The 23,899-nt window shown below is 67.7% G+C and carries 22 protein-coding genes and 3 pseudogenes; 13 read left to right on the forward strand and 12 right to left on the reverse strand.

All coding sequences use genetic code 11. From position 1 onward, the window contains the following. From coaE to JWP65_RS05820, 3 genes are all read left to right on the forward strand, one after another. On the forward strand, positions 1–420 hold a 420-nt coding region (gene coaE, locus JWP65_RS05810; RefSeq protein ID WP_299761320.1), incomplete at its 5' end, for a dephospho-CoA kinase. Between the two features lie 37 nt (positions 421–457). Continuing rightward, on the forward strand, positions 458–1,210 hold the full coding sequence (zapD, locus tag JWP65_RS05815) for a cell division protein ZapD (RefSeq protein ID WP_299761323.1): 753 nt from the start codon (positions 458–460) through the stop codon (positions 1,208–1,210). Between the two features lie 11 nt (positions 1,211–1,221). Further along, positions 1,222–1,443 carry a DNA gyrase inhibitor YacG gene (locus JWP65_RS05820; protein ID WP_299761326.1) on the forward strand — a complete coding sequence of 74 codons (222 nt, stop codon included), beginning with the start codon at positions 1,222–1,224 and terminating at the stop codon, positions 1,441–1,443. A 5-nt stretch (positions 1,444–1,448) separates the two neighbouring features. Here the strand turns inward: JWP65_RS05820 and JWP65_RS05825 are convergent, their stop codons facing one another. The 5 genes and pseudogenes from JWP65_RS05825 to JWP65_RS05845 all read right to left on the reverse strand — a co-directional run. Then, on the reverse strand, positions 1,449–1,916 hold the full coding sequence (locus JWP65_RS05825; protein ID WP_299761329.1) for an NUDIX domain-containing protein: 468 nt from the start codon (positions 1,914–1,916) through the stop codon (positions 1,449–1,451). Beyond that, the gene (locus tag JWP65_RS05830; RefSeq protein ID WP_299761333.1) at positions 1,913–2,785 is read right to left on the reverse strand and encodes an ATP-binding protein; all 873 of its coding nucleotides are present in this window, start codon (positions 2,783–2,785) and stop codon (positions 1,913–1,915) included. The genes JWP65_RS05825 and JWP65_RS05830 overlap by 4 nt, the downstream gene beginning before the upstream one ends. Beyond that, positions 2,782–4,002, reverse strand: a complete 1,221-nt coding sequence (gene argJ / locus JWP65_RS05835) for a bifunctional glutamate N-acetyltransferase/amino-acid acetyltransferase ArgJ (protein WP_299761336.1) — start codon at positions 4,000–4,002, stop codon at positions 2,782–2,784. Before argJ ends, JWP65_RS05830 begins: the two co-directional genes overlap by 4 nt. Positions 4,003–4,042: 40 nt before the next feature. Beyond that, entirely contained in the window at positions 4,043–4,480 is a 438-nt protein-coding gene (locus tag JWP65_RS05840) for a rhodanese-like domain-containing protein (RefSeq protein WP_299761339.1), read from the reverse strand. Positions 4,481–4,514: 34 nt separating this feature from the next. Next, positions 4,515–4,700 (reverse strand): annotated as a pseudogene (locus tag JWP65_RS05845) (fumarylacetoacetate hydrolase family protein); the annotation flags it as partial. Between the two features lie 253 nt (positions 4,701–4,953). On the opposite strand from JWP65_RS05845, the gene JWP65_RS05850 reads away from it, so the two are divergent. The 10 genes and pseudogenes from JWP65_RS05850 to JWP65_RS05895 all read left to right on the forward strand — a co-directional run bounded on the left by JWP65_RS05850 (position 4,954) and on the right by JWP65_RS05895 (position 18,079). Beyond that, positions 4,954–6,069, forward strand: a complete 1,116-nt coding sequence (locus JWP65_RS05850; protein ID WP_299761342.1) for a TRAP transporter substrate-binding protein — start codon at positions 4,954–4,956, stop codon at positions 6,067–6,069. 78 nt (positions 6,070–6,147) lie between these two features. Continuing rightward, entirely contained in the window at positions 6,148–6,762 is a 615-nt protein-coding gene (locus JWP65_RS05855) for a TRAP transporter small permease subunit (protein ID WP_299761345.1), read from the forward strand. After that, positions 6,759–8,735 (forward strand): TRAP transporter large permease subunit, encoded by a 1,977-nt coding sequence (locus tag JWP65_RS05860; RefSeq protein ID WP_299761348.1) that lies wholly within the window; start codon positions 6,759–6,761, stop codon positions 8,733–8,735. Before JWP65_RS05855 ends, JWP65_RS05860 begins: the two co-directional genes overlap by 4 nt. A gap of 115 nt (positions 8,736–8,850) precedes the next feature. Beyond that, complete coding sequence (gene icmF, locus JWP65_RS05865) at positions 8,851–12,144, forward strand: fused isobutyryl-CoA mutase/GTPase IcmF (protein WP_299761351.1); 3,294 nt, start codon at positions 8,851–8,853, stop codon at positions 12,142–12,144. 237 nt (positions 12,145–12,381) lie between these two features. Next, positions 12,382–13,155, forward strand: coding sequence for an ABC transporter ATP-binding protein (locus tag JWP65_RS05870; RefSeq protein ID WP_299761353.1), 774 nt, complete (start codon positions 12,382–12,384; stop codon positions 13,153–13,155). Continuing rightward, entirely contained in the window at positions 13,155–13,862 is a 708-nt protein-coding gene (locus JWP65_RS05875; protein ID WP_299761355.1) for an ABC transporter ATP-binding protein, read from the forward strand. Before JWP65_RS05870 ends, JWP65_RS05875 begins: the two co-directional genes overlap by 1 nt. A 47-nt stretch (positions 13,863–13,909) precedes the next feature. Further along, the gene (locus JWP65_RS05880) at positions 13,910–15,109 is read left to right on the forward strand and encodes an ABC transporter substrate-binding protein (RefSeq protein ID WP_299761357.1); all 1,200 of its coding nucleotides are present in this window, start codon (positions 13,910–13,912) and stop codon (positions 15,107–15,109) included. Between the two features lie 109 nt (positions 15,110–15,218). After that, entirely contained in the window at positions 15,219–16,103 is an 885-nt protein-coding gene (locus JWP65_RS05885) for a branched-chain amino acid ABC transporter permease (RefSeq protein WP_299761359.1), read from the forward strand. A 198-nt stretch (positions 16,104–16,301) separates the two neighbouring features. Continuing rightward, on the forward strand, positions 16,302–17,228 hold the full coding sequence (locus tag JWP65_RS05890; protein WP_299761379.1) for a branched-chain amino acid ABC transporter permease: 927 nt from the start codon (positions 16,302–16,304) through the stop codon (positions 17,226–17,228). A gap of 80 nt (positions 17,229–17,308) precedes the next feature. Then, a pseudogene (locus JWP65_RS05895) lies at positions 17,309–18,079 on the forward strand (SDR family oxidoreductase). A 70-nt stretch (positions 18,080–18,149) separates the two neighbouring features. Here JWP65_RS05895 and JWP65_RS05900 read toward each other — a convergent pair. From JWP65_RS05900 to JWP65_RS05930, 7 genes and pseudogenes are all read right to left on the reverse strand, one after another. Next, positions 18,150–19,055 (reverse strand): carbohydrate kinase family protein, encoded by a 906-nt coding sequence (locus tag JWP65_RS05900; RefSeq protein WP_299761361.1) that lies wholly within the window; start codon positions 19,053–19,055, stop codon positions 18,150–18,152. Between the two features lie 24 nt (positions 19,056–19,079). After that, complete coding sequence (locus JWP65_RS05905) at positions 19,080–20,135, reverse strand: DUF3426 domain-containing protein (RefSeq protein WP_299761364.1); 1,056 nt, start codon at positions 20,133–20,135, stop codon at positions 19,080–19,082. A gap of 60 nt (positions 20,136–20,195) precedes the next feature. After that, the gene (gene prmA / locus JWP65_RS05910; protein WP_299761367.1) at positions 20,196–21,077 is read right to left on the reverse strand and encodes a 50S ribosomal protein L11 methyltransferase; all 882 of its coding nucleotides are present in this window, start codon (positions 21,075–21,077) and stop codon (positions 20,196–20,198) included. Positions 21,078–21,088: 11 nt separating this feature from the next. Further along, complete coding sequence (gene accC, locus JWP65_RS05915) at positions 21,089–22,438, reverse strand: acetyl-CoA carboxylase biotin carboxylase subunit (protein ID WP_299761370.1); 1,350 nt, start codon at positions 22,436–22,438, stop codon at positions 21,089–21,091. Between the two features lie 2 nt (positions 22,439–22,440). Next, positions 22,441–22,881, reverse strand: a complete 441-nt coding sequence (gene accB / locus JWP65_RS05920) for an acetyl-CoA carboxylase biotin carboxyl carrier protein (RefSeq protein WP_299761373.1) — start codon at positions 22,879–22,881, stop codon at positions 22,441–22,443. 147 nt (positions 22,882–23,028) lie between these two features. Continuing rightward, positions 23,029–23,583 (reverse strand): TlpA disulfide reductase family protein, encoded by a 555-nt coding sequence (locus tag JWP65_RS05925; protein WP_299761376.1) that lies wholly within the window; start codon positions 23,581–23,583, stop codon positions 23,029–23,031. Continuing rightward, positions 23,576–23,899 (reverse strand): annotated as a pseudogene (locus tag JWP65_RS05930) (hypothetical protein); the annotation flags it as partial. The gene JWP65_RS05925 and the pseudogene JWP65_RS05930, both read right to left, overlap by 8 nt.

The raw sequence follows: 23,899 nt of genomic DNA on the forward strand, positions 1-23,899 counted from the left end.
GACGGGGCACTGGACCGCGTCCGGATGCGCGAGGCGGCCTATGCCCGGCCCGAAGCGCGCCGGGAGCTGGAACAGATCATCCATCCGCTGGTCGGGCTGGAGATCGCCCGCCAAGTCGAGGTGGCCACCGCCGCCGATGCGCGCTGCATCGTGTTCGACATTCCATTGCTGGTCGAGTCGGGCCGCTGGCGCGCCCAGCTCGATCGGGTGCTGGTGGTGGACTGCACGCCCGAGACGCAGGTCGCCCGCGTGGTCGCGCGCAGCGCCTTGCAGCCCGGCCAGGTGCAGGCCATCATCGCCGCGCAGGCGCCCCGGGCGCTGCGGCTGGCGGCGGCCGACCTCGTGATCTGCAACGAAGGCTTGACGCTGGAAGCACTCCGGCACGAAGTCGAACAGGCGGCGCGCACCTTCGGGCTATGATGGCTGCCTGCCGCCAGTCCAACGCCTTCCGCCGCGCGTGATCCTCTACGAATATCCCTTCAACGAACGCATCCGGACGTACCTGCGACTGGAACACCTGTTCCGCCGCCTGGGCGAACTGATCCCCCGCGACCACCCCCTCGACCACCACTTCGCGCTGGCGACGATTTTCGAGGTGATGGACGTCGGGGCGCGGGCCGAGCTCAAGTCCGACGTGATGAAAGACCTGGAGCGCCAAAAGCAGGTGCTGCACGGCTACCGGGGCAACCCCGCGATCGCCGAAGGCGTGCTCGACCAGGTGATCGCAACGCTCGACGCCTGCTTCAACACGCTCAACACCGTCCCCGGCAAGGCGGGCCAGCCGCTGACCGAGAACGACTGGCTCATGAGCATCCGCAGCCGCGTCAGCATCCCGGGCGGCACCTGCGAATTCGACCTGCCTGGCTACTTCGCCTGGCAACACCTGGCGCCGCAAGTGCGCCGGGCCGACCTGGAGCGCTGGGCCAACACGCTGGCGCCCCTGGCCGAATCGATCACCATGCTGCTCAAGCTGCTGCGCGACTCGGGCGGCCCGCAAAAAGTGATGGCCGCCGGCGGCCAGCTGCAGCAGACGCTGCCGCAGGGCCGCACCTTCCAGTTGCTGCGGCTGCGCATCGATCCGGCCTTGGGGCTGGTGCCGGAAATCAGCGGCAACCGGCTGATGGTGTCGGTGCGGCTGATGCGCCAGGACAATGAAAAGATGCAGCCGAGCACCGACAACGCCCCCTTCGAACTCACCCTCTGCGCCTAGGTTTTCTTGCGATGGCCACCGGACGAAAAGACGCCAGCGCGGTGAAGCCGCGCATCGTGCGCTGCCCCGCCTGCGGCGGCGACAGCATCTACGCGCCCAGCAACCCGTTCCGCCCGTTTTGCAGCGAGCGCTGCAAAGGCATGGACCTGGGGGCGTGGGCCAGCGAAAGCTTCCGGCTGCCGGACGACACGCCGCCGGACGACCTGCCTTTCGGGGATCCGAAGGAGCAGTGACGCGGCTAGCCGTGGGTGGCGCCGGCGAAGGCGCGTTCCTGCGCGAACCACTGCAGCACCGGCACCGTCCCCGGCAGCACCGGGTGCACCTGCACCGGCAACTGCTGCCAGGCGAACTGCTGCCCCTCATGCATGTGCAACTCGCCGCTCCAGTCGGACACCTTGCAGAAGTTCAGGCGCACCAGCGCATGCGGATAGTCGACGCGCTCCACGCGCCATGGCTGCACGGCGCCGATGGTGACGCCGATCTCCTCGCGCAGCTCGCGCCGCAGTGCTTGCTCGACGGTTTCGCCGGCTTCCACCTTGCCGCCGGGGAACTCCCAGTAGCCTTCGTAGACCTTGCCGGGCGGGCGCGACGTCAGCAGGAAGGCGCCGTCGGCGCGCAACAGGACGCCGACGGCGACCTCCACTTCCTTGCGGTCCGCCCCACCTTCGCGCGGCCGATCTCCGTCCGCGACCAAGACCGATTTCATCCGGTGTGCCGCCCAGCGTAGTCGCGCGCGAACTGGTAGGCCACGCGGCCGCTGCGCGAGCCGCGCTCCAGCGCCCACACCAGCGCATCCGGGCGGGCCGCCTCGATGTCGGCGGCCGACACCTTGAAGTGCGACAGCCACTGCGCCGTGATCGCCAGGTACTCGTCCTGGCTGAAGGGGTAGAAGCTGACCCACAGGCCGAAGCGCTCCGACAGCGAAATCTTCTCCTCCACCACCTCGCCCGGATGCACTTCCCCGTCGTCGGTGTGCGTGTAGGTGAGGTTCTCCTTCATGTACTCGGGCAGCAGGTGGCGCCGGTTGCTGGTGGCGTAGATCAGCACGTTGGGCGTGGCCGCGGCGATGGAGCCGTCCAGGATCGACTTGAGCGCCTTGTAGCCCGGCTCGCCCTCCTCGAAGCTGAGATCATCGCAGAACACGATGAATTTCTCTGGCCGGCTCGCCACCACGTCGATGATGTCCGGCAGGTCGACCAGGTCCGCCTTGTCGACCTCGATCAGGCGCAGGCCCTCGGCCGCGTGCGCGTTCAGGCAGGCCTTGATCAGCGACGACTTGCCGGTGCCGCGGGCGCCCGTCAGCAGCACGTTGTTGGCCGGATGGCCCTGCACGAACTGGCGCGTGTTGCGCTCGATCTTCTCCTTCTGCGGCTCGATCTCCTTGAGGTCCGACAGGGCGATCGCGCCGACGTGGCGCACCGGCTCCAGCGCGCCGTGGCCGCTGGAGCGCTTGCGATAGCGCCAGGCGATGGCGGCGTTCCAGTCCGGCGCCCCCATGGGCTGCGGCAGGATCGCCTCGATGCGCGCCAGCAGCTGGGTGGCGCGCTCCATGAGCTGTTCGAACTTCTCGGTCATGAGCGGTAGTCGGCGTTGATGGTCACGTAGTCGTGGCTGAAGTCGCAGGTCCAGACCTGGTCCGCCGCCGTGCCCCGGCCCAGGCCGACGCGCACGGTGATCTCGCTTTGCTTCATCACGCGCTGGCCATCTTCCTCGCGATAGGCCGGGTTGCGGCCACCCTTCGTGGCGACGTGGACGTCGTCCAGGTGCAGTTCGATCCTGGTCTGGTCCAGGTCTTCGATGCCGGCGTAGCCGACCGCCGCCAGGATGCGGCCCAGGTTGGGGTCGCTGGCGAAGAACGCCGTCTTGACCAGCGGCGAGTGGGCGATGGCATACGCCACCAGCCGGCATTCGGCGGCGCTGGCGCCGCCCTCCACCCGCACGGTGATGAACTTGGTGGCGCCTTCGCCGTCGCGCACGATGGCCTGCGCCAGCAGCCGCGACACCTCCAGCATCGCGTCCTTGACCGCCTTGCCGGCCGGCGTGTCCCACGAAGCGATGGCCGCGTGCTGCGCCTGGCTGGTGGCAGCCACGATGAACGAGTCGTTGGTGGACGTGTCGCCGTCGACCGTCACGCGGTTGAACGAGCCTTCGGCCAGCTCGAGCGCCAGCTCCGGCAGCAGCTTCGCCTCGATGCAGGCGTCGGTGGCCAGAAAGCCCAGCATCGTCGCCATGTTGGGTCGGATCATGCCGGCGCCCTTGCTGATGCCGGTGACGGTCACGGTGACGCCGTCGACCTGCAGCTGGCGGCTGAAGGCCTTGGGCAGGGTGTCGGTGGTCATGATGGCCTCGGCGGCGCGCAGCCAGTGGTCGGCGCGCGCGTCGGCGATCGCCGCGGGCAGCCCGGCCTCGATCCGGTCGAGCGGCAACGGCTCCATGATGACGCCGGTGGAGAACGGCAGCACCTGCCCGGGCGCGACGCCCAGCAGCCCGCCGGCGACCGCGCAGGTGGCGCGGGCACGCGCCAGCCCGTCCTCGCCGGTGCCGGCGTTGGCGTTGCCGGTGTTGATCACCATCGCGCGGATGTCGCCGCGCGCCAGGTGCGCGCGGCAGACTTGCACCGGCGCCGCGCTGAAGCGGTTCTTCGTGAAGACGCCGGCGACAGCCGTTCCCGGCTCCAGCAGGAACACGGTCAGGTCCTTGCGGTTGGCCTTGCGGATGCCGGCTTCGGCGACGCCGATGCGCACGCCCGCGACGGGGTGGAGCGCGCTCGGTGCGCTCAGATTGACAGCCATGGGATACCTTGGTTGATGGTCGGGAACAGGCGAGGTGGGTTCAGTTCTGCCGCCAGGGCAGCCCGCGCAGGCGCCAGCCGCCCTTGCGGCCGCGCTGGCCATTCTCGTCGGCGTCGCCTTCGAAGCCTTCGAGGATGTTGTACGCCTCGAAGCCGAGTTCAGTGGCGCGCCTGGCCGCGGCGATCGAACGCACGCCGCTGCGGCAAAGCAGCACCACCTTGCGGCCCGGGGGCACGGCGGCGCGCAGGCCGTCGTCGAACGCCGCATTCACCTGCATGCCGGGCCACTGCTTCCAGGCCAGCGGCACCGCGCCGGGCACGAAGCCGACCCACTCGCGCTCGGCATCGGTGCGGACGTCGACCAGCACGGCGTCGCCGGTCTGCCACCAGCGACAGGCGAGTACGGCGGGGACGTCGCCGGCGTAGCCGTCAGCAGGACGGATCGCGACGCCGGGCGCGGACGGGGTGGCTGCGTTCATGCCGGCAATTTTGCCAGCACGCCGCCCCTGTGGTTCAGACGATGCGAACGCTGAGGTCCGGCAGCCCGCCCGTGCGCATCTCGATCAGGTCGCCGCGCAGCACCGGGCCGACGGCCTCGGGGCTGCCTGAATAGATGATGTCGCCGGGGCAACAGCTCGTTGGCTTCGACAGCTTGCTGATCTGTTCGGCCACCGACCAGATCATCTGGTGCAGGTTCGCGTCTGCTTTGTGGCGCCGCTGGCAACACCTTGGCGGGCGGCGCGACCCAGCAACCGGGCACCGCGCATCGTCACGCTCGCCGCCACGAGACCGTCTGCATTCCTGCGTTCGCGTCATGGATGTTTTGACTTTTCCGCGCAGACAGCCGTCCGTCAGCATGCCGGCCTTGCGCTCCGTGTAAACCCTATCGCTACTTGCACACATCGAATCAAAGATCGCGCTGCATCCAATTCCAACGCAAGGAGACAGCCCCATGACCGAGTCCAAGTCCCCCCGCCGCCGCCGCCTGCTCAAGGGCGCGGCAGTCGCCGCCGGTGCCATGGCCGCACCGATGGTGGCTGTCGCCCAGACCGCCTCGTTCCGGTTCCAGAGCACCTGGCCGGCCAAGGACATCTTCCACGAGTACGCCCAGGACTTCGCCAAGAAGGTGAACGACATGGCCGGCGGCCGGCTGAAGATCGAGGTGCTGCCCTCCGGCGCGGTGGTGCCTGCGTTCCAGCTGCTGGAAGCGGTCAACAAGGGCACGCTGGACGGCGGCCACGGCGTGGTGGCCTACCACTACGGCAAGAACTCGGCGCTGGCCCTGTGGGGCTCGGGCCCGGCCTACGGCATGGACCCCAACATGGTGCTGGCCTGGCACAACTACGGCGGCGGCAAGGCGCTGCTGAACGAGATCTACAAGGCCATCAACATGGACGTGGTGTCGTACCTGTACGGCCCGATGCCCACGCAACCCCTGGGCTGGTTCAAGAAGCCGGTCTCCAACGTCGCCCAGCTCAAGGGACTGAAGTTCCGCACCGTGGGCCTGGCAGTCGACCTGTTCAAGGAACTGGGCGTGGCGGTCAACCCGCTGCCCGGCGGCGAGATCGTGCCCGCGCTGGACCGCGGCCTGATCGACGCGGCCGAATTCAACAACGCCTCCTCCGACCGCGTGCTGGGCTTTGCGGACGTCGCCAAGAACTGCATGCTGCAAAGCTTCCACCAGTCCGGCGAGCAGTTCGAGATCCTGTTCAACAAGCCCAAGTACAACGCGCTGCCGCAGGAACTGCGCTCGATCATCGACTACGCCGTGCAGGCCTCCAGCGCCGACATGAGCTGGAAGGCGATCGACCGCAACTCCAAGGACTACATCGAGCTCAAGTCCAAGGACAAGGTCAACTTCTACAAGACGCCCGACTCCATCCTGCGCGCCCAGCTCGACGCCTGGGACAAGGTCGTCGCCGCCAAGGCCAAGGAGAACCCGCACTTCCAGAAGGTGCTGGACTCGCAGAAGGCCTTTGCCGAGCGCGCCGGCCAATGGCAAAACGACTACATGGTCGATTTCAAGATGGCCTACAACCGCTACTTCGCCAAGGGCAGGAAGGCCTGACCGATCGTCGGGCCAGAGGGGCGGCTGTGACGCAGCCGCCTTTTTTTTGCCCGGGCCCTGGACACTGCAAGGAACACGATGCAAAAAGTCTTACTGGCCGTCGACCGGCTCTCGAGCTGGCTCGGGCAGGCGTTCGCCTGGGCCATCGTCCTGCTGACCGCGCTGATCTCGTGGGAGGTGTTCTCGCGCTACGTGCTGGGCACGCCGCACGCCTGGATGCTGGACGTGCAGATCATGCTGTACGGCGTGCTGTTCATGATGGCCGGCGCCTACACGCTGGCCAAGAACGGTCACGTGCGCGGCGACGTGCTGTACGGGTTCTTCCGGCCGCGCACCCAGGCCACGCTGGACCTGATCCTCTATTTCCTGTTCTTCCTGCCCGGCGTGATCGCGCTCACGTACGCCGGCTGGACCTACTTCCAGGAGTCGCTGGCGATTCGCGAGCAGACCTTCAACGCCGATCCCATCCCGGTGTATCCGTTCAAGTTCTTCATCCCGTTCGCCGGCGCGATCCTGCTGCTGCAGGGTTTCGCGGAGATCGCCCGCTGCATCATCTGCATCCGTGACGGCGCGTGGCCCTCGCGCGAGCAGGACGTCGAAGAAGTCGACGTCGAGAAGCTCAAGGCCATGGTGCATGCCGACGACCATCCGGAACTCGCGGCGCCGCCCGCCGAAAAGGGGAGCCCGCTGTGAAAATCCGCAAGGAACTCTGGTTCGGCTTCATCCTGATGGCCGTCATCGTCCTGGCCGCGCTCACCATGCTGGTGAGCGTGGAGAGGATCGAGCGCGGCCACGTCGGCCTGCTGATGCTGTCGCTGGTGGTGGTGGCCATCATGCTGGGCTTTCCCACCGCCTTCACGCTGATGGGCATGGGGATGATCTTCACCTGGCTCGCCTACGACAGGAACACGACGCACACGCTCGATCTGATGGTGCAGGCCGCCTTCAAGACGATGGGCAATGACGTGCTCATCTCGATCCCTCTGTTCGTCTTCATGGGGTACCTGGTCGAACGCGCCAACCTGATCGAAAAGCTGTTTCGCAGCCTGCACCTGGCGATGGCGCGGCTGCCCGGCGCGCTGGCCGTGGCCACGCTGGTGACCTGCGCCGTGTTCGCCACCGCCACCGGGATCGTCGGCGCGGTGGTCACGCTGATGGGCCTGCTGGCGCTGCCGGCGATGCTGCGTGCCGGCTACAGCGTGCAGCTCTCGGCCGGCGCCATCACCGCCGGCGGCTGCCTGGGCATCCTGATCCCGCCGTCGGTGCTGCTGATCGTCTACGGCGCGACCGCCGGCGTGTCGGTGGTGCAGCTGTACGCGGGCGCCTTCTTCCCCGGCCTGATGCTGGCGGGCCTGTACATCATCTATGTGATCATCCTGGCCAAGCTCAAGCCTTCGATGGCGCCGCCGCTGGCACCGCAAGACCGGATCGTGCCGCTGCCGCCGCTGACGGTGAAGCTGGGCGGCAGCCAGGAGCGCTACGCGATCCCGATGCTGGTGGGCGCGCTCAAGGGCCGCAACAACCAGGGCGTGCCAACCGGCTTCCTGCTGCGCCAGCTGTTCGTGGTGTTCCTGCCGCTGCTGCTGTTCGTGTTCTTCGTCCTGTTCAGCTACCGCTCCGTGACCGAGCCGCTGGTGATCGACCACGGTGTCGAAGGCCTGACCCGCATGGGTGAGACCAGCCAGGGCGGCGCCACCGGCCCGGACGGGCTGGCCGAACCGCCGGCCAGCGGCGGACTGGCCGAGCCCCCCAGCGGCGGCGGCCTGGCCGAACCCCCGTCGTCCGGCGCCTTGAGCGAGCCCGCGGCTGGCACCAGCGCACCGGCCGCGGCGGCCGTGGCCGAACCGCCGGACACGGCCGTTGCCGCGGCCGAGCCGGCAGCCAGGCCCACCGAATTCGGGGAGGCGCGCTCGGCGCCCAAGGGCTGGTGGATCACGGTTGCGATCTTCGCGGTCCTGGTGGCGATCTACTACTCGCTGCTGAGCTTCGGCCGGCTGGAGATCTTCAAGATGCTGCTGACCAGCTTCTTCCCGCTGCTGATCCTGATCCTGGCAGTGCTCGGCTCCATCGTGATGGGACTGTCGACGCCGACGGAGGCGGCGGCCGTGGGGGCGCTGGGCGGCTTCCTGCTGGCCATCGCCTACCGGCAGCTGACCTTCCAGGTGGTCAAGGAAAGCGTGTTCCTCACGGCCAAGACCTCGGCCATGGTGTGCTGGCTGTTCGTCGGCTCGGCGATCTTCTCGGCGGCCTTCGCGCTACTGGGGGGGCAGGAGCTGGTGGAGCGCTGGGTGCTGTCCATGAACCTGACGCAGGTGCAGTTCCTGCTGCTCTCCCAGGTCATCATCTTCATCCTGGGCTGGCCGCTGGAGTGGACCGAGATCATCGTGATCTTCATGCCCATCTTCGTGCCGCTGTTGCCCAAGTTCGGCGTCGACCCGTTGTTCTTCGGCCTGCTGGTGGCGCTGAACCTGCAAACGGCCTTCCTGTCGCCGCCCGTGGCGATGGCCGCCTTCTACCTGAAGGGGGTGAGTCCACCGCACGTGACGCTGAACCAGATCTTCATGGGGATGATCCCGTTCATGGGAATCCAGGTCCTGGCCATCTTCCTGCTCTACATGTGGCCGCAGATCGGGCTCTGGCTGCCGTCGGTGCTGTACTCGAACTAAGCCCGCCAGACCGGGAAAGGGGCCGTCTTCGGCCGGCTTTCTCCTTGGGGCTTCATTGACGTTGACGTTGACGTTGACGTAAACGTCAATTAGGCTTGCTGCTCCTGGAGATGCCATGACCGACCTGTCCGCCGAATACAAGGCGCTTGCCAATTACCGCCCCACCCACAAGGTTCGCTTCGTCACAGCGGCCAGCCTGTTCGACGGGCACGACGCGGCCATCAACATCATGCGGCGCATCCTGCAGTCCATGGGCGCCGAGGTGATCCACCTGGGGCACAACCGCAGCGTCGACGAGGTGGTCACCGCAGCCTTGCAGGAAGACGTACAGGGCATCGCCATCAGTTCCTACCAGGGCGGCCACACCGAGTACTTCAAGTACATGGTCGACCTGCTGCGCCAGCGCGGCGGCGGCCACGTGCAGGTGTTCGGCGGCGGCGGCGGCGTGATCGTGCCGTCCGAGATCCGCGAGCTGCAGGACTACGGCGTCGCCCGCATCTACAGCCCCGAAGATGGCCAGCGCATGGGGCTGGCCGGCATGATCGGCGAGATGGTCATGCGCTGCGACCACGACCTGACCCCGCACGCGCCGAAGTCGCTGGACGCGATCCGTGGCCAGAGCGAGACCCACTGGCGGGCCCTGGCGCAACTGGTCACGGCACTGGAAAACGGCAGCGCCGACCGTGCGCTGCTGCAGGCGCTGCGCGCCGAAGCCGGCACCCGCAAGGTGCCGGTGCTGGGCATCACCGGCACCGGCGGCGCCGGCAAGTCGTCGCTTACCGACGAGCTGATCCGGCGGCTGCGGCTGGACCAGGACGACACCCTGCGGGTGGCGGTGATCTCGATCGATCCGTCGCGCCGCAAGAGCGGCGGCGCCCTGCTGGGCGACCGCATCCGCATGAACGCCATCCAGCCCTGGCGCAATGGCCAGCGGGTCTACATGCGCTCGCTGGCCACACGCGACTTCGGCAGCGAAATCTCGGCCGCCCTGCCCGACGTGCTGGCGGCCTGCAAGGTGGCCGGCTTCGATCTGATCATCGTGGAGACCTCCGGCATCGGCCAGGGGGACGCCGCCATCGTGCCGCACGTGGACGTGCCGATGTACGTGATGACGCCCGAGTTCGGCGCCGCCAGCCAGCTCGAGAAGATCGACATGCTCGACTTCGCGGAGTTCGTGGCCATCAACAAGTTCGACCGCAAGGGCGCGGCGGACGCCTTGCGCGACGTCGCCAAGCAGGTCCAGCGCAACCGCGGGGCCTGGGGCAAGCCGATGCAGGAGATGCCGGTGTTCGGCACCATGGCCGCCCGCTTCAACGACGACGGCGTCACCGCGCTGTACCAGGCGCTCATGCCGCGGCTGGCCGAACTGGGCCTGCCGCTGCGGGACAGCCGGCTGCCCGCGGTGACCGTGCGCCACAGTTCCAACCAGTCGCCGGTGGTGCCGCCGGCGCGCACCCGCTACCTGGCGGAAATCTGCGACACCGTGCGCGGCTACAAGCGGCGCGCGCGCGCCCAGGCCAGGCTGGCGCGCGAGGTGCAGCAGCTCAAGGAAGCCGCGCGCATGCTCAAGGTCGACAAGCCCGGCCGCGCGCCCGCCGCCGAGGCGGCGCTCGACCTGGCCGGCCAGCGCAAGGCCCGCATGGACAAGGACGCGCTGCACCTGCTGCAGCAGTGGCCCGACATGCAGCAGGCCTACGCCGGCGACGAGTACGTGGTGAAGATCCGCGACCGCGAACTCCGCACCGCGCTGACCAGCAAGTCGCTCTCGGGCACGGTGATCCGCAAGGTCTGCCTGCCGCAGTACGAAGACCACGGCGAAGTGCTCAAGTGGCTGATGCTGGAGAACGTGCCCGGCAGCTACCCGTTCACCGCCGGGGTGTTCGCCTTCAAGCGCGAGGGCGAAGACCCGACCCGCATGTTCGCCGGCGAAGGCGACGCCTTTCGCACCAACCGCCGCTTCAAGCTGCTGTCGGCCAACATGCCGGCCAAGCGGCTGTCGACCGCCTTCGACTCGGTCACGCTGTACGGCAACGATCCGGACCCGCGGCCCGACATCTACGGCAAGGTGGGCAACTCCGGCGTTTCCATCGCCACGCTGGACGACATGAAGGTGCTGTACGCCGGTTTCGACCTGTGCGATGCGGCCACCTCGGTGTCGATGACCATCAACGGCCCGGCGCCGACCATCCTGGCAATGTTCATGAACACCGCCATCGACCAGCAGCTGGACAAGTTCCAGGCCGACAACGGCCGCGAGCCGACCGACACCGAGGCCGCCAAGATCCGCGAATGGGTGCTGGCCAACGTGCGCGGCACCGTGCAGGCCGACATCCTGAAGGAAGACCAGGGCCAGAACACCTGCATCTTCTCGACCGAGTTCAGCCTCAAGGTGATGGGCGACATCGCCCAGTACTTCGTGCACCATGACGTGCGCAACTTCTACTCGGTCTCGATTTCGGGCTACCACATCGCCGAAGCCGGGGCCAACCCGATCAGCCAGCTGGCCTTCACGCTGTCCAACGGCTTCACCTTCGTCGAGGCCTACCTCGCGCGCGGAATGCACGTGGACGACTTCGCGTCCAACCTGTCGTTCTTCTTTTCCAACGGCATGGACCCGGAGTACACGGTGCTGGGCCGAGTGGCGCGGCGGATCTGGGCGGTGGCCATGAAAGACAAGTACGGCGCCGACGAACGCAGCCAGAAGCTCAAGTACCACGTGCAGACGTCGGGCCGCAGCCTGCACGCGCAGGAAATCCAGTTCAACGACATCCGCACCACGCTGCAGGCGCTGATCGCGGTCTACGACAACTGCAACTCGCTGCACACCAACGCCTTCGACGAGGCGATCACCACGCCGACCGAGGACAGCGTGCGGCGCGCCATGGCGATCCAGCTGATCATCAACCGCGAGTGGGGCCTGGCCAGGAACGAGAACCCGAGCCAGGGCGCCTTCATCATCGACGAGTTGACCGAGCTGGTGGAAGAGGCGGTGCTGGCCGAGTTCGAACGCATCGCCGAGCGCGGCGGCGTGCTCGGCGCCATGGAGACGGGCTACCAGCGCGGCCGGATCCAGGATGAAAGCATGCATTACGAAACGCTCAAACACACCGGCGAGCTGCCTGTTGTCGGGGTGAATACCTTCCGCAATCCGCACGGCGACACCGTGATGGACCAGCTGGAGCTGGCCCGCTCGACGGACGAGGAAAAGCAGGGCCAGCTGGCGCGCCTGCGCGACTTCCACGAGCGCAACGCGCAGCAGGCGCCGGCGCTGCTGCAGCGGCTGCAGCAGGCCGTGATCGAGGACCGCAACGTGTTCGAAGTGCTGATGGACGCGGTGCGGGCCTGCTCGCTCGGCCAGATCACCGCCGCCCTGTTCGAGGTCGGCGGCCAGTACCGCCGCAACATGTGACGGCGGCGCCGGAGTCAGGCTTGTGACGACACGGCGGCAAGCGGCCGGCAAGCTGCTTTTTCCATAGCGCCAAGCAGCGCGGGGCGGCCCGTGGCGCGACCGTGGGCGGCCCACACACGCAATACTACTTAGGGTCCAACCCACTACTGCGCCGCAGCACGCCTGCCTATATTGGCCTCCTCGACCGGGGAACGCGGTTCCCCGGGCCATGCCACGCAGGCGATCTTGGAGGCAGACTTGTCCACTGAGTACATCCTGGAAACCCAGGGCCTGACCAAGGAGTTCAAGGGCTTCGTGGCAGTCAACAACGTGGACCTGAAGGTGCGGCGCGGTGACATCCACGCGCTGATCGGCCCCAATGGCGCCGGCAAGACAACCTTCTTCAACCTGCTCACCAAGTTTCTGCCACCCACCCGCGGCACGATCAGCTACCTGGGCACCGACATCACCAACGAGCGGCCCGCGCAGACGGCCCGCCGCGGCATCGTCCGTTCGTTCCAGATTTCCGCCGTGTTCCCGCACCTGACGGCGCTGGAGAACGTGCGCGCCGCCCTGCAGCTCGGCCTGGGAACCTCGTTTCACTTCTGGAAGCCGGAGCGCTCGCTGTACCCGCTGCACGAGCGCGCCCACGAACTGCTCGCCACCGTCGACCTGCAGGGCTTCGCCGACGAACTCACCGTCAACCTGCCCTACGGCCGCAAGCGCGCGCTGGAGCTGGCGACCACCATGGCACTGGAGCCCGACCTGATGTTGCTGGACGAGCCCACCCAGGGCATGGGCCACGAAGACGTGCACCGCGTGACTGCGCTGATCAAGAAAGTTTCGGCCGGCCGCACCATCCTGATGGTCGAACACAACATGAACGTCGTCTCTTCCATTGCCGACCGCATCACGGTGCTGCAGCGCGGCGCCGTCATCGCCGACGGCCCGTACGCCGAAGTCTCGAAGAACCCGCTGGTGATCGAGGCCTACATGGGCTCGGCCGACACCGAACTGGTGGGGGCGCATTGATGTCGGCCCGGGAAACCGTCCGCATCGAGAACCTGCACGCCTGGTACGGCGAGTCGCACGTGCTGCACGGGGTGAACATGCACGTCGACGAAGGTGAAGTGGTGGCCCTGCTGGGGCGCAACGGCGCCGGCCGCACCACCACCTTGCGGGCCATGGTGGGCCTGACCGGCACCCGCAAAGGCTCGATCCGCATCCGCGGCCAGGAAGCCACCAAGCTGGCACCGCACCGCATCGCCCGGCTCGGCGTGGGCTACTGCCCCGAGGAACGCGGCATCTTCGCCAGCCTGACGGCCGAGGAAAACCTGCTGCTGCCGCCTACGCTGGCCGCCGGCGGCCTCACGGTGGCCGAGATCTACGAGATGTTCCCGAACCTGAAGGAACGCGCCAGCAGCCCCGGCACGCGCCTGTCCGGCGGCGAGCAGCAGATGCTGGCCGTGGCCCGCATCCTGCGCACGGGCGCGCGCCTGCTGCTGCTCGACGAAATCTCCGAAGGCCTGGCCCCGGTGATCGTGCAGAAGCTGGCCGAGACCATCCGCACGCTCAAGGCCAAGGGCTACACGATCGTGCTGGTGGAGCAGAACTTCCGCTTCGCCGCCCCCCTTGCCGACCGCTTCTACGTCATGGAGCACGGCAAGATCGTCAAGGAATTCGCCCAGAGCGAACTGCGGGCCAACATGGCCATGTTGCAGGAATTCCTGGGTGTCTGACCCCGCCAACATCCGAAACAGCTTTTCACACGAAGGAGACCCCCGCCATGAAACTCAAGACCCTTGCAGCGGCCATGGCTGTCGGCCTGGCCAGCTTCGGCGCAGCCGCCCAGACCCAGACCGGCCCGGTGCGGATCGGCTTCATCACCGACATGGCGGGCCTGTACGCCGACATCGACGGGCCCGCGGGCGGCGAAATGGTCAAATGGGCCGTGCAGGACTTCGGCGGCAAGGTGCTGAACCGCCCAGTCGAGGTGCTGACCGCCGACCACCAGAACAAGGCCGACGTCGCCGGCTCCAAGGCGCGCGAATGGATGGACAGCCAGAACCTGGCCATGCTGGTGGGCGGCACGCAATCCGGCACCAACCTGGCCATGGCCGGCGTGGCCAAGGAGAAGAAGCGGCCCTTCATCTCCATCGGCGCCGGCTCCGCCCGCCTGACCAACGAAGACTGCTCGCCCTACACGATCCACTACGCCTACGACACCGTGGCCCTGGCCAAGGTGGCCGGCAACGCGCTGATCAAGGCCGGCAACAAGAGCTGGTACTTCCTGACCGCCGACTACGCGTTCGGCCACTCGCTCGAAGGCGATGCCTCCGCCGTGGTCAAGGCCAACGGCGGCACCGTGGCCGGCGCCGTGCGCCACCCGCTGAACGCTTCCGACTTCTCCTCGTTCCTGCTGCAGGCGCAAGGCTCCAAGGCCCAGATCCTGGGCCTGGCCAACGCCGGCGGCGACTTCACCAACGCGATGAAGGCGGCCAAGGAATTCGGGATTACCAAGACCATGAAGGTCGCCGGCCTGCTGGTGTTCATCAACGACGTCCATTCGCTGGGCCTGTCGAACACCGAAGGCCTGCAACTGGCCGACAGCTGGTACTGGAACCAGGACGACGCCAGCCGCAAGTTCGCCAAGCGCTTCTTCGACAAGTACAAGCGCATGCCGTCCAGCCTGCAGGCGGCCGACTACTCGGCCACCATGAACTACCTCAAGGCGGTGCAGAAGATCGGCACCACCGACGGCGACAAGGTGATGGCCGAACTGAAGTCCATGAAGTACGACGACTTCTACAGCAAGGGCAGCGTGCGGGCCGACGGCCGCATGATCCACGACATGTACCTGTTCCAGGTGAAGAGCGCCAATCAATCGAAGACCCCGTGGGACTACTACAACCTGGTGGCCAAGGTCCCGGGCGAGCAGGCCTTCACGACGGTGGCCGAGAGCAAGTGTTCGCTGCTCAAGAAGTGATCAGCCAGCACTTGGAGGGGCTGGGGACCAGGGGCTAGGGAAACAGCCCCGCCCCTGGTCCTGTCCTGTCCTGGTATTCCCCTGGTCCCCAGCCCCGAGCCCCTCCCCAATGGAAATCTTCGGCATCCCCCACCAGGCCTTCCTCGGTCAGCTGATGCTCGGGCTGGTCAATGGCGCCTTCTATGCCATGCTCAGCCTCGGCCTGGCCGTGATCTTCGGGCTGCTGGACATCGTCAATTTCGCGCATGGCGCGCTCTACATGGTCGGCGCGTTCTTCGCGTACATCATGCTGGACACCTGGGGCGTGAACTACTGGTTCGCGCTCGTGCTTGCCCCGCTGCTGGTCGGGGTGCTCGGTGTGGTCATCGAGCGGCTGTTCTTGAAGCGCCTCTACGGGCTCGATCCGCTGTACGGATTGCTGCTCACCTTCGGCCTGGCACTGATCCTCGAAGGCATCTTTCGCGAGCGCTACGGCGTTTCCGGCCAGTCCTACCCGGTGCCCGAGCTGCTCGAAGGCGCCACCAACCTGGGCTTCATGGTCCTGCCGAACTACCGGGCCTGGGTCGTCCTCGCCTCGCTGGCGGTCTGCCTGTCCACGTGGTTCCTGATCGAGCGCACGCGCCTGGGCGCCTACCTGCGCGCCGGCACCGAGAACGCCAAGCTGGTGCAGGCCTTCGGCGTCAACGTGCCGCTGATGGTGATGCTCACCTACGGCGCCGGCGCCGCGCTGGCCGGTTTGGCCGGCGTGCTGGCCGCGCCCATCATCCAGGTGACGCCGCTGATGGGCAGCAATCTGATCATCGTGGTGTTCGCCGTGGTCGTGATCGGCGGCATGGGCTCCATCCTCGGCTCCGTCATCACCGGGCTCGGCCTGGGCGTGGTCGAGGGCCTGACGCGTGTCTTCTATCCGGAGGCATCGAACGTCGTGGTGTTCGTGATCATGGCCATCGTGCTGATGCTGCGACCGGCCGGCCTGTTCGGCAAGGAAGCCTGACGAATGAAGCTCCCCCCCGAAGCGGCCTGCGGCCGCCTCCCCCTCAAGGGGGCGACACCAGCGGCCCGGCAAAGCCGGATCCGCAGTGTCCGCTTGCATGGACATCTTCCCCACCGTCTTTCGCGCAGCAGCCACTGAACCATGTCCGCAACCACAACCCCCGTGCCTTCCGCGAATGCTGCCGGTCCCGGCAAGGCCGTGCGCTTCACCTACCTGGTGCTGCTGGCGCTCGCGCTGGCCGCGCCCTTCATCGGGCTGTATCCGGTGTTCGTGATGAAGCTGCTGTGCTTCGCGCTGTTCGCCGCGGCCTTCAACCTGCTGCTGGGCTTCACCGGCCTGCTCTCGTTCGGGCACGCGGCGTTCTTCGGCTCCGCCGCCTACGTCACTGGCTGGGCGATCAAGGCGCACGGCCTGAGCCCCGAGTTGGGCATCCTGGCCGGCACCGGCGCCGCCGCCGTGCTCGGTGTGCTGTTCGGCCTGATCGCGATCCGCCGGCAAGGCATCTACTTCGCCATGATCACCCTGGCGCTGGCGCAGATGGTGTACTTCATCTGCCTGCAGGCGCCCTTCACCGGCGGCGAAGACGGGCTGCAGGGCGTGCCGCGCGGCAACCTGTTCGGCGCCATTTCGCTGATGGACGACACGGTGATGTACTACCTGGTGCTGGCCATCTTCGTGGCCTGCTTCCTGGGCATCATGCGCATCGTCACCTCGCCGTTCGGCCAGGTGCTCAAGATGATCCGCGAGAACGAGCCGCGCGCCATCTCGCTGGGCTACGAGGTCGACCGCTACAAGCTGCTGGCCTTCGTGCTCTCCGCTTCGCTGGCCGGCCTGGCCGGTGGCCTCAAGACCGTGGTGATGAAGTTCGCGACGCTGTCCGACGTGCACTGGTCGATGTCGGGCGAGGTGATCCTGATGAGCCTGCTGGGCGGCGTCGGCACCTTCATGGGCCCGATCCTCGGCGCCGGCATCGTCATCGCGCTGCAGAACATGCTGGCCGACAAGGTGGGCGCCTGGGTCACGGTGATCATCGGCGCGATCTTCGTGATCTGCGTGCTGGCCTTCCGCAAGGGCGTGATCGGCGAGCTGCTGGCCTGGCGCGACCGCCGCAAGGCGCGCGCTTGAGGATCTGACGCGGCGCCCTGTCATCCAGGTGACCGCAGGCGCTGCCGGCGCTAACCCGCCCTCCCACCAGGAGAGGCTCCATGAACGACTTGTTTTCGCTGCAGGGCCGCACGGCCCTGGTGACCGGCGGCTCGCGCGGCATCGGCCGCATGATCGCCGCCGGCTTCCTGCGCCACGGTGCCAAGGTCTACATCTCGGCCTGCAAGGCCGGCCGCGGCCTGCGAAGCCACGGCGGCGGAACTGTCCGCCCTGGGCCCGTGCCTGGCGCTGCCCGCCGACGTCTCGAGCGTCGACGGCGCACGCCAGCTGGCCGCGCAGCTCGCGCAGCGCGAGCCAGCCCTCGACATCCTCGTGAACAACGCCGGCGCCGCCTGGGGCGAAGCATTCGACACCTTCCCGGAAGGCGGCTTGGACAAGGTGGTGGACCTGAACATGAAGGCGCCGTTCTTCCTGACCCAGGCCCTGCACGATGCGCTGCGCGCCGGCGCCGCCAGGCGGCCGGCCAAGGTGATCAACATCGCGTCCGTCGACGGCATCAGCGTGAACCCGTGGGAGACCTACTCCTACGCCGCCGGCAAGGCCGGGCTGATCCACTTGACCGGCCGGATGGCGCTGCGGCTGGCGCAGGACAACATCGTGGTCAGCGGCATCGCGCCGGGGCCGTTCGCCTCCGAGATGAACAAGCAGGCGCGCGACCACGCCGATGAAGTCGCCAAGCGGGTTCCGGTGGGGCGCATCGGCGACGCCGGCGACTGGCCGGCGCGGCGATCTTCCTGGCGTCGCGGGCGGGCGACTACGTCGTGGGGGAGACCATCGTGGTGGATGGGGGTGTGACGCTGGGGCGCGGATAGCCCGGCGTCACCAGCCTGTCATGCCGGGCCCGGTCCGGCATCCATGCCCGAGCGCCGCCTGGATCCCGGGTCAAGCCCGCGATGACAGGTTCGCGTCCAGCGTGTAGTTCTGCGGCCCCCGGCTGGCGATCTTGAGCGATCCCACCTGGTTGCCCAGCTCCGCGCATTTCGCCAATGACCAGCCCTGCTCCAGCCCGAACAGCAGCGCGCCGCGCCAGGCATCGCCGCAGCCGGTGGGGTCGACCACCGCCCGTGCCTTGACCGGCGGCACCACCGTCTTCTCGCCGGCGACCCACACCTCGCAGCCGTCGCCGCCGAGTGTGACCACCAGGCCTTGCGTACGGCGGGAAATCTCGGCGCTGCTCCAGCCGGTGCGCTCGGACAGCATCTTGCCTTCGTAGTCGTTCACCGTGACCCAGCTGGCTTGCTCGATGAAAGCGGCGAGTTCCTTGCCGTCGAACATCGGCAGACCCTGGCCCGGATCGAACACGAACGGGATGTCGGCGGCGCGGAACTGCTGCGCGTGCTGCAGCATCGCGTCGCGGCCGTCGGGCGAGATGATCCCCAGCTTGATGTCGGCGCGCGCCTCGATGCGCGTCAGGTGCGCCTGCATCATCGCGCCGGGATGGAAGGCGGTGATCTGGTTGTTGTCGCGGTCCGTCATGATCATGGCCTGCGCCGTGTAGGTGTCGTCCACCTGCCGCACGAACTCGGTGGCAATGCCCTGGGAGCGCAGCCGCTGCAGGTACTCGCCGCCGTCGCTGCCCAGCGTCGCCATCGGCAGCGGCTCGCCGCCCAGCAGCTTCAGGGCGTAGGCGATGTTGCCCGCGCAGCCGCCAAAGTCGCGCCGCAGCGCCGGCACCAGGAAGGACACGTTCAGGATGTGCAGCTGGGCCGGCAGGATCTGCTCGGCGAAGCGGCCTTCGAAACTCATGATGGTGTCGAAGGCAAGGGAACCGCAGATGACTGCTGCCATGGGATCTTTCGGGAATTCAGGAGTTCAGGGGTAGAAAGCCAGCAGGCGGTAGCCGGCCACCCGGCCGGCGCTGGTGGGGGAGACGTCGACGCCGGCGGCGCCCGACCACTCGGAGCCGGGCGCGATGAAGCCGGCCGGGCCGCCGAGCTCCTGCGGCAGCAGCACGCGGCGCAGCAGCGGCTGGTCCTGCGAATCGGTCAGGGTCAGCTCCAGCGCCGGAGCGGCGATCCGCGTGGCGCCGGTGTTGCGCACGTTGAAGGTCAGACGGTAGCTTTCGCCGCGCAGGCGGCTGAAGCCCGAGCTGTCGATCATGATCGCCTCGATCTGGCGCGGATAACCCAGCGTGCACCGCAGGTAGACGCACATCTGTTCCAGCGCCGGACGCAGCGCGGGCTGCGCGGCCGCCAGCCGGTCGCGATCATGGTAGGCCAGCTGCAGCACGAGGACGGCCGCCAGCAGCAGGCTGGCCAGCCTCAGCGCCAGGCGCGCCATGGGCCGTTGCCACACCGACTCGCCGCGTGCCTTGCGCACGAACGATGGCTGCTCCAGCTGCGGCGTTTCCTCCCGCCCATCGTCCTCGTCGTCCACCGCCGGCCGGCTGTCCTCCGGCGCCGGCGGCAGCACCGAAGGCAGCGCCTCGTGGTCCATCAGGTCGGAGCGGCGGAACACGAAGGGCGAATCGAGCGCGGACGGCTCCAGCGATTCGCTGTCGGGGCCGACGCGGCTGTCGCCCGGCGCCGGCGCGGCGGTGCGCCTCGGCGCGGCAGCCGGCTGGTCGTCCGGGCGGCTGGGCAGCAACGCTCCTGGAACCGACACCAGCGGCGCGGCGGCGGTCGCCTCCCAGCCACGGATTGCTTCGTCGCTGCCGCTGCCGGCAGCCGCCGGCGTGCCGGCTTGCTGCGGGGCGGGCTCGGGGGGGACGTCGGCCGCCACTGGCGCGTCGGCATCCGACAGGTGCGCGGTGGCGTCGAAGATTACGGCGCAATGGCCGCAGCGCACCCAGCCTTCGGAGATCTTCAGCTGGTCGGGCACCACGCGGAACATGGTCGCGCACGCCGGGCAGCTGGTGATGAGGCTCATGAGCGAGCGATTGTAGGGAGAGTTGGAGCCAACTGGCGCATCTCGCCCACGCCCCGCGCGCTAGCCGCGCGCGGTCATCAGGATCCAGCCGTCCTCTTCGTCGCTGACATGCAGCGCGCAAAGCGGGGCGTAGGCGGCCTTCAGTTCGTCGGCCTGGCGCGCCAGGATGCCCGCCAGCACCAAGGCGCCGCCGGGCGCGACGTGGCCGCACAGCAGCGGCGCCAGCACCTTCAGCGGCGTTGCCAGGATGTTGGCGAGCACCGTGTCGTAGCGGCCGCTGGCGCGGTCCGGCAGGCCGACGGCCAACCGCACCCCGTTGGCGCTGGCGTTTTCCTGCGTGGACTTGACGGCGGCTTCGTCGATATCGACGGCGTCCACGCTGGTCGCCCCGAACAGCGCCGCCCCGATCGCCAGGATCCCGGAGCCGCAGCCGTAATCCAGCACCCGCGCACCCTGCTGCGGATGCGCGGCGATCCAGCGCAGGCACATGCGGGTGGTGGGATGGGTGCCGGTCCCGAACGCCAGACCCGGGTCGAGGCGGATGACCTGCTGCGCCTCCTGCGGAGGTTCGTGCCAGGTGGGCACGATCCAGAAACTGTCGGTGATCCGGACCGGTTCGAACTGCGATTGCGTGAGCCGCACCCAGTCCTGGTCCGGCACGGCGTTCATGCCCAGCAGCTTGCAGTCCTGGAAAAAATCCTGCGGCGCCAGCAATTGCGCCGCTTCGGCGGCCTGGGCCTCCTCGGCAAACAGCGCCACCACGATCGAGCGCTGCCAGCCTTCCTTGGGCGGCGGCATGCCCGGCTCGCCGAACAGCGCCTGCTCCGCCGGCGTCCGGGCGTCCGCATCCTCCACCGAGATGCTCAGCGCATCGAGCGCTTCGAGCGCGTCGCCGACCGCCTCGACACGCTCTTCCGGGCAGAGCAGCCTGAGTTCGAACATGGTGTTGCGGCTTACCTTTTATGGTGCGACAGCCACTCTTCGAGATAGTGGATGTTGGTGCCGCCGGCCATGAACTTGGCGTCGACCATCAGCTCGCGGTGCAGCGGGATGTTGGTGTTGATGCCTTCGATCACCGTCTCGCCCAGCGCCGAGCGCATGCGGGCCAGCGCCTGCTCGCGGGTGTCGCCGTGCACGATGATCTTGCCGATCATCGAATCGTAGTTGGGCGGCACGAAGTAGTTGTTGTAGACGTGCGAATCCACCCGCACGCCCGGGCCGCCGGGCGCGTGCCAGAGCGTGATCCGCCCGGGGGACGGCACGAAGTTGTACGGGTCCTCGGCGTTCACGCGGCACTCGATGGCATGGCCGCGCAGCACGATGTCGCCCTGCTTGAACGGCAGCTTCTCGCCGGCCGCCACCCGGATCTGGGTCTTGACGATGTCGATGCCGGTGATCAGCTCCGTCACCGGGTGCTCCACCTGCACGCGGGTGTTCATCTCGATGAAGTAGAACTCGCCGTCTTCATAAAGGAACTCGAAGGTGCCCGCGCCGCGGTAGCCGATCTTCTTGCAGGCGGCGGTGCAGCGCTCGCCGATCTTTTCGATCAGCTTGCGGGGGATGCCAGGCGCCGGCGCTTCCTCGATCACCTTCTGGTGGCGCCGCTGCATGGAGCAGTCGCGCTCGCCCAGGTACACGGCGTTCTTGAACTTGTCCGCCAGGATCTGGATTTCGATGTGGCGCGGGTTCTGGAGGAACTTCTCCATGTAGACGGCCGCATTGCCGAAAGCCGCGCCGGCCTCCGCCTTGGTCATCTGCACGGCGTTGATCAGGGCCGCTTCGGTGTGCACCACGCGCATGCCCCGCCCGCCGCCGCCGCCCGCCGCCTTGATGATGACGGGATAGCCCACCGCCTTGGCGATGCGGCGGATCTCCACCGGGCTGTCCGGCAGTTCGCCCTCCGAGCCCGGCACGCAGGGCACCCCGGCCTTGATCATGGCCTGCTTGGCCGAGACCTTGTCGCCCATCATGCGGATGTTCTCGGGCGTGGGGCCGATGAACTGGAAACCGCTCTTTTCGACCCGCTCGGCGAAATCGGCGTTCTCCGAGAGGAAGCCGTAGCCGGGGTGGATCGCCTCGGAGTCCGTCACTTCGGCCGCCGAGATGATGGCCGGCATGTTCAGGTAACTGAGGTTCGAAGGCGGCGGCCCGATGCAGACCGCCTCTTCGGCCAGCTTCACGTACTTGGCGTCGCGGTCGGCTTCGGAATACACCATGACTGCCTTGACGCCCAGCTCGCGGCACGCGCGCTGGATGCGCAAGGCGATCTCGCCGCGATTGGCGACCAGAATCTTCTTGAACATGCTCACTCGATCACGAACATCGGCTGGCCGTACTCCACCGCCTGCCCGTTTTCGCAAAGGATCTGCGCGATGGTGCCGGACTTGTCAGCCTCGATCTCGTTGAGGATCTTCATCGCCTCGATGATGCAGATGGTGTCGCCTTCCTTCACCTGGCTGCCCAGTTCCACGAAGCTCTTGGCTCCGGGCGATGCAGCGCGGTAGAAAGTGCCGACCATCGGCGATTTGACGGCATGACCGGCAGGGACCTCGGGCGCGGCGGCCACCGGGGCAGCGGGCGCCAGGACCGGAGCCGGAGCCGCGGCGGGCATGACCATCGGGGCGCCGACGCCGGCAGGACTGCCCTTGACGATCCGGACCTTGCCCTCCGCTTCGGTGATCTCCAGCTCGGAAACGTTCGATTCCGACACCAGGTCGATCAGCGTCTTCAGTTTGCGCAAGTCCATGGGAACGTTCTCCTGCCTCATCGAAAGAGGTGCGAATTTACAGCAAAATCCGCTTACTTCCCTTTATGGGCGCCAACGATCTTTTATTTTTCTTTCGCGGCGCGGTCCGGGCGGCCCGGAAGACGCGTCCGAGGCCGGGCGGCGGGCTCAGGTCAGGCTGGACCAGTCGTGCAGGTCGGCTTCGCTGACGCGGCCGATTCTACGCTGTCGCATCCTGCCGTCCGCACCGAGAACCACGGTGAACGGCAAGCCCCCAGCCTGGTTGCCCAGGGCCTTGGTCAGGTCCACGCCTTCGAGGCCGGCCAGGCCGATCGCGAAGCTCACCGGCGTCTGCTGCAGGAACTTGCGCACGGCGGCCGGCTGGTCCACCGCGAGACCGACGACTTGCCAGCCGTTTGCTGCCTGTTGACGGTAGAAGCGGTCCAGCAGCGGCATTTCCTCGACACAAGGCGGACACCAGGTCGCCCAGAAATTCACCAGCAGCGGCTTGCCCTTGAAGGCGGCGAACGCCAGCGAGCCGCCTTGCGGCGTGTCGAAGCCAAGGCCCCACAAACGCGCGACGGCGGCGTCGTCGACCGCCTGCGCACCGTGGCGCCACCAGGCGAGCCCGCCACCGGCGACCGCTGCCGTGGCCGCCACCGCGCCCACCAGCCAGTTGCGTCGGAGTGCCGACACGGGCGCTTCGGCGGCTACCTCATCCATGGTCACCCCCCTCCAGCAGCGCGCGGACCGCGGCGAGGTTGCCGCGCGGCGAACGGCCCTTGTGGTCCGGCCGCAGGGCACCTCGCAGGTCGTCGTGGTCGTAGATCAGGAGATGCACGCCGATCGGCTCGCCCAGGTCCGGGCTCATGCTGCTGATGCTCAGCGCTTCCACCGACTCGCCGGTGAAGCCGGTCACCGTCCGCGGCACGTAGTCGACGCGGTGCTCGATCAGCGCGATCTCGGCGGACTTGGAGTCGTCGCAGAACAACTGGATGTAGATGTCCGACAGGCGCGTGGCCGTCCCGTGCCATACCGC

Origin of the sequence: Ramlibacter sp., from assembly GCF_028292805.1 — a bacterium.
Classification (GTDB): domain Bacteria; phylum Pseudomonadota; class Gammaproteobacteria; order Burkholderiales; family Burkholderiaceae_C; genus Ramlibacter.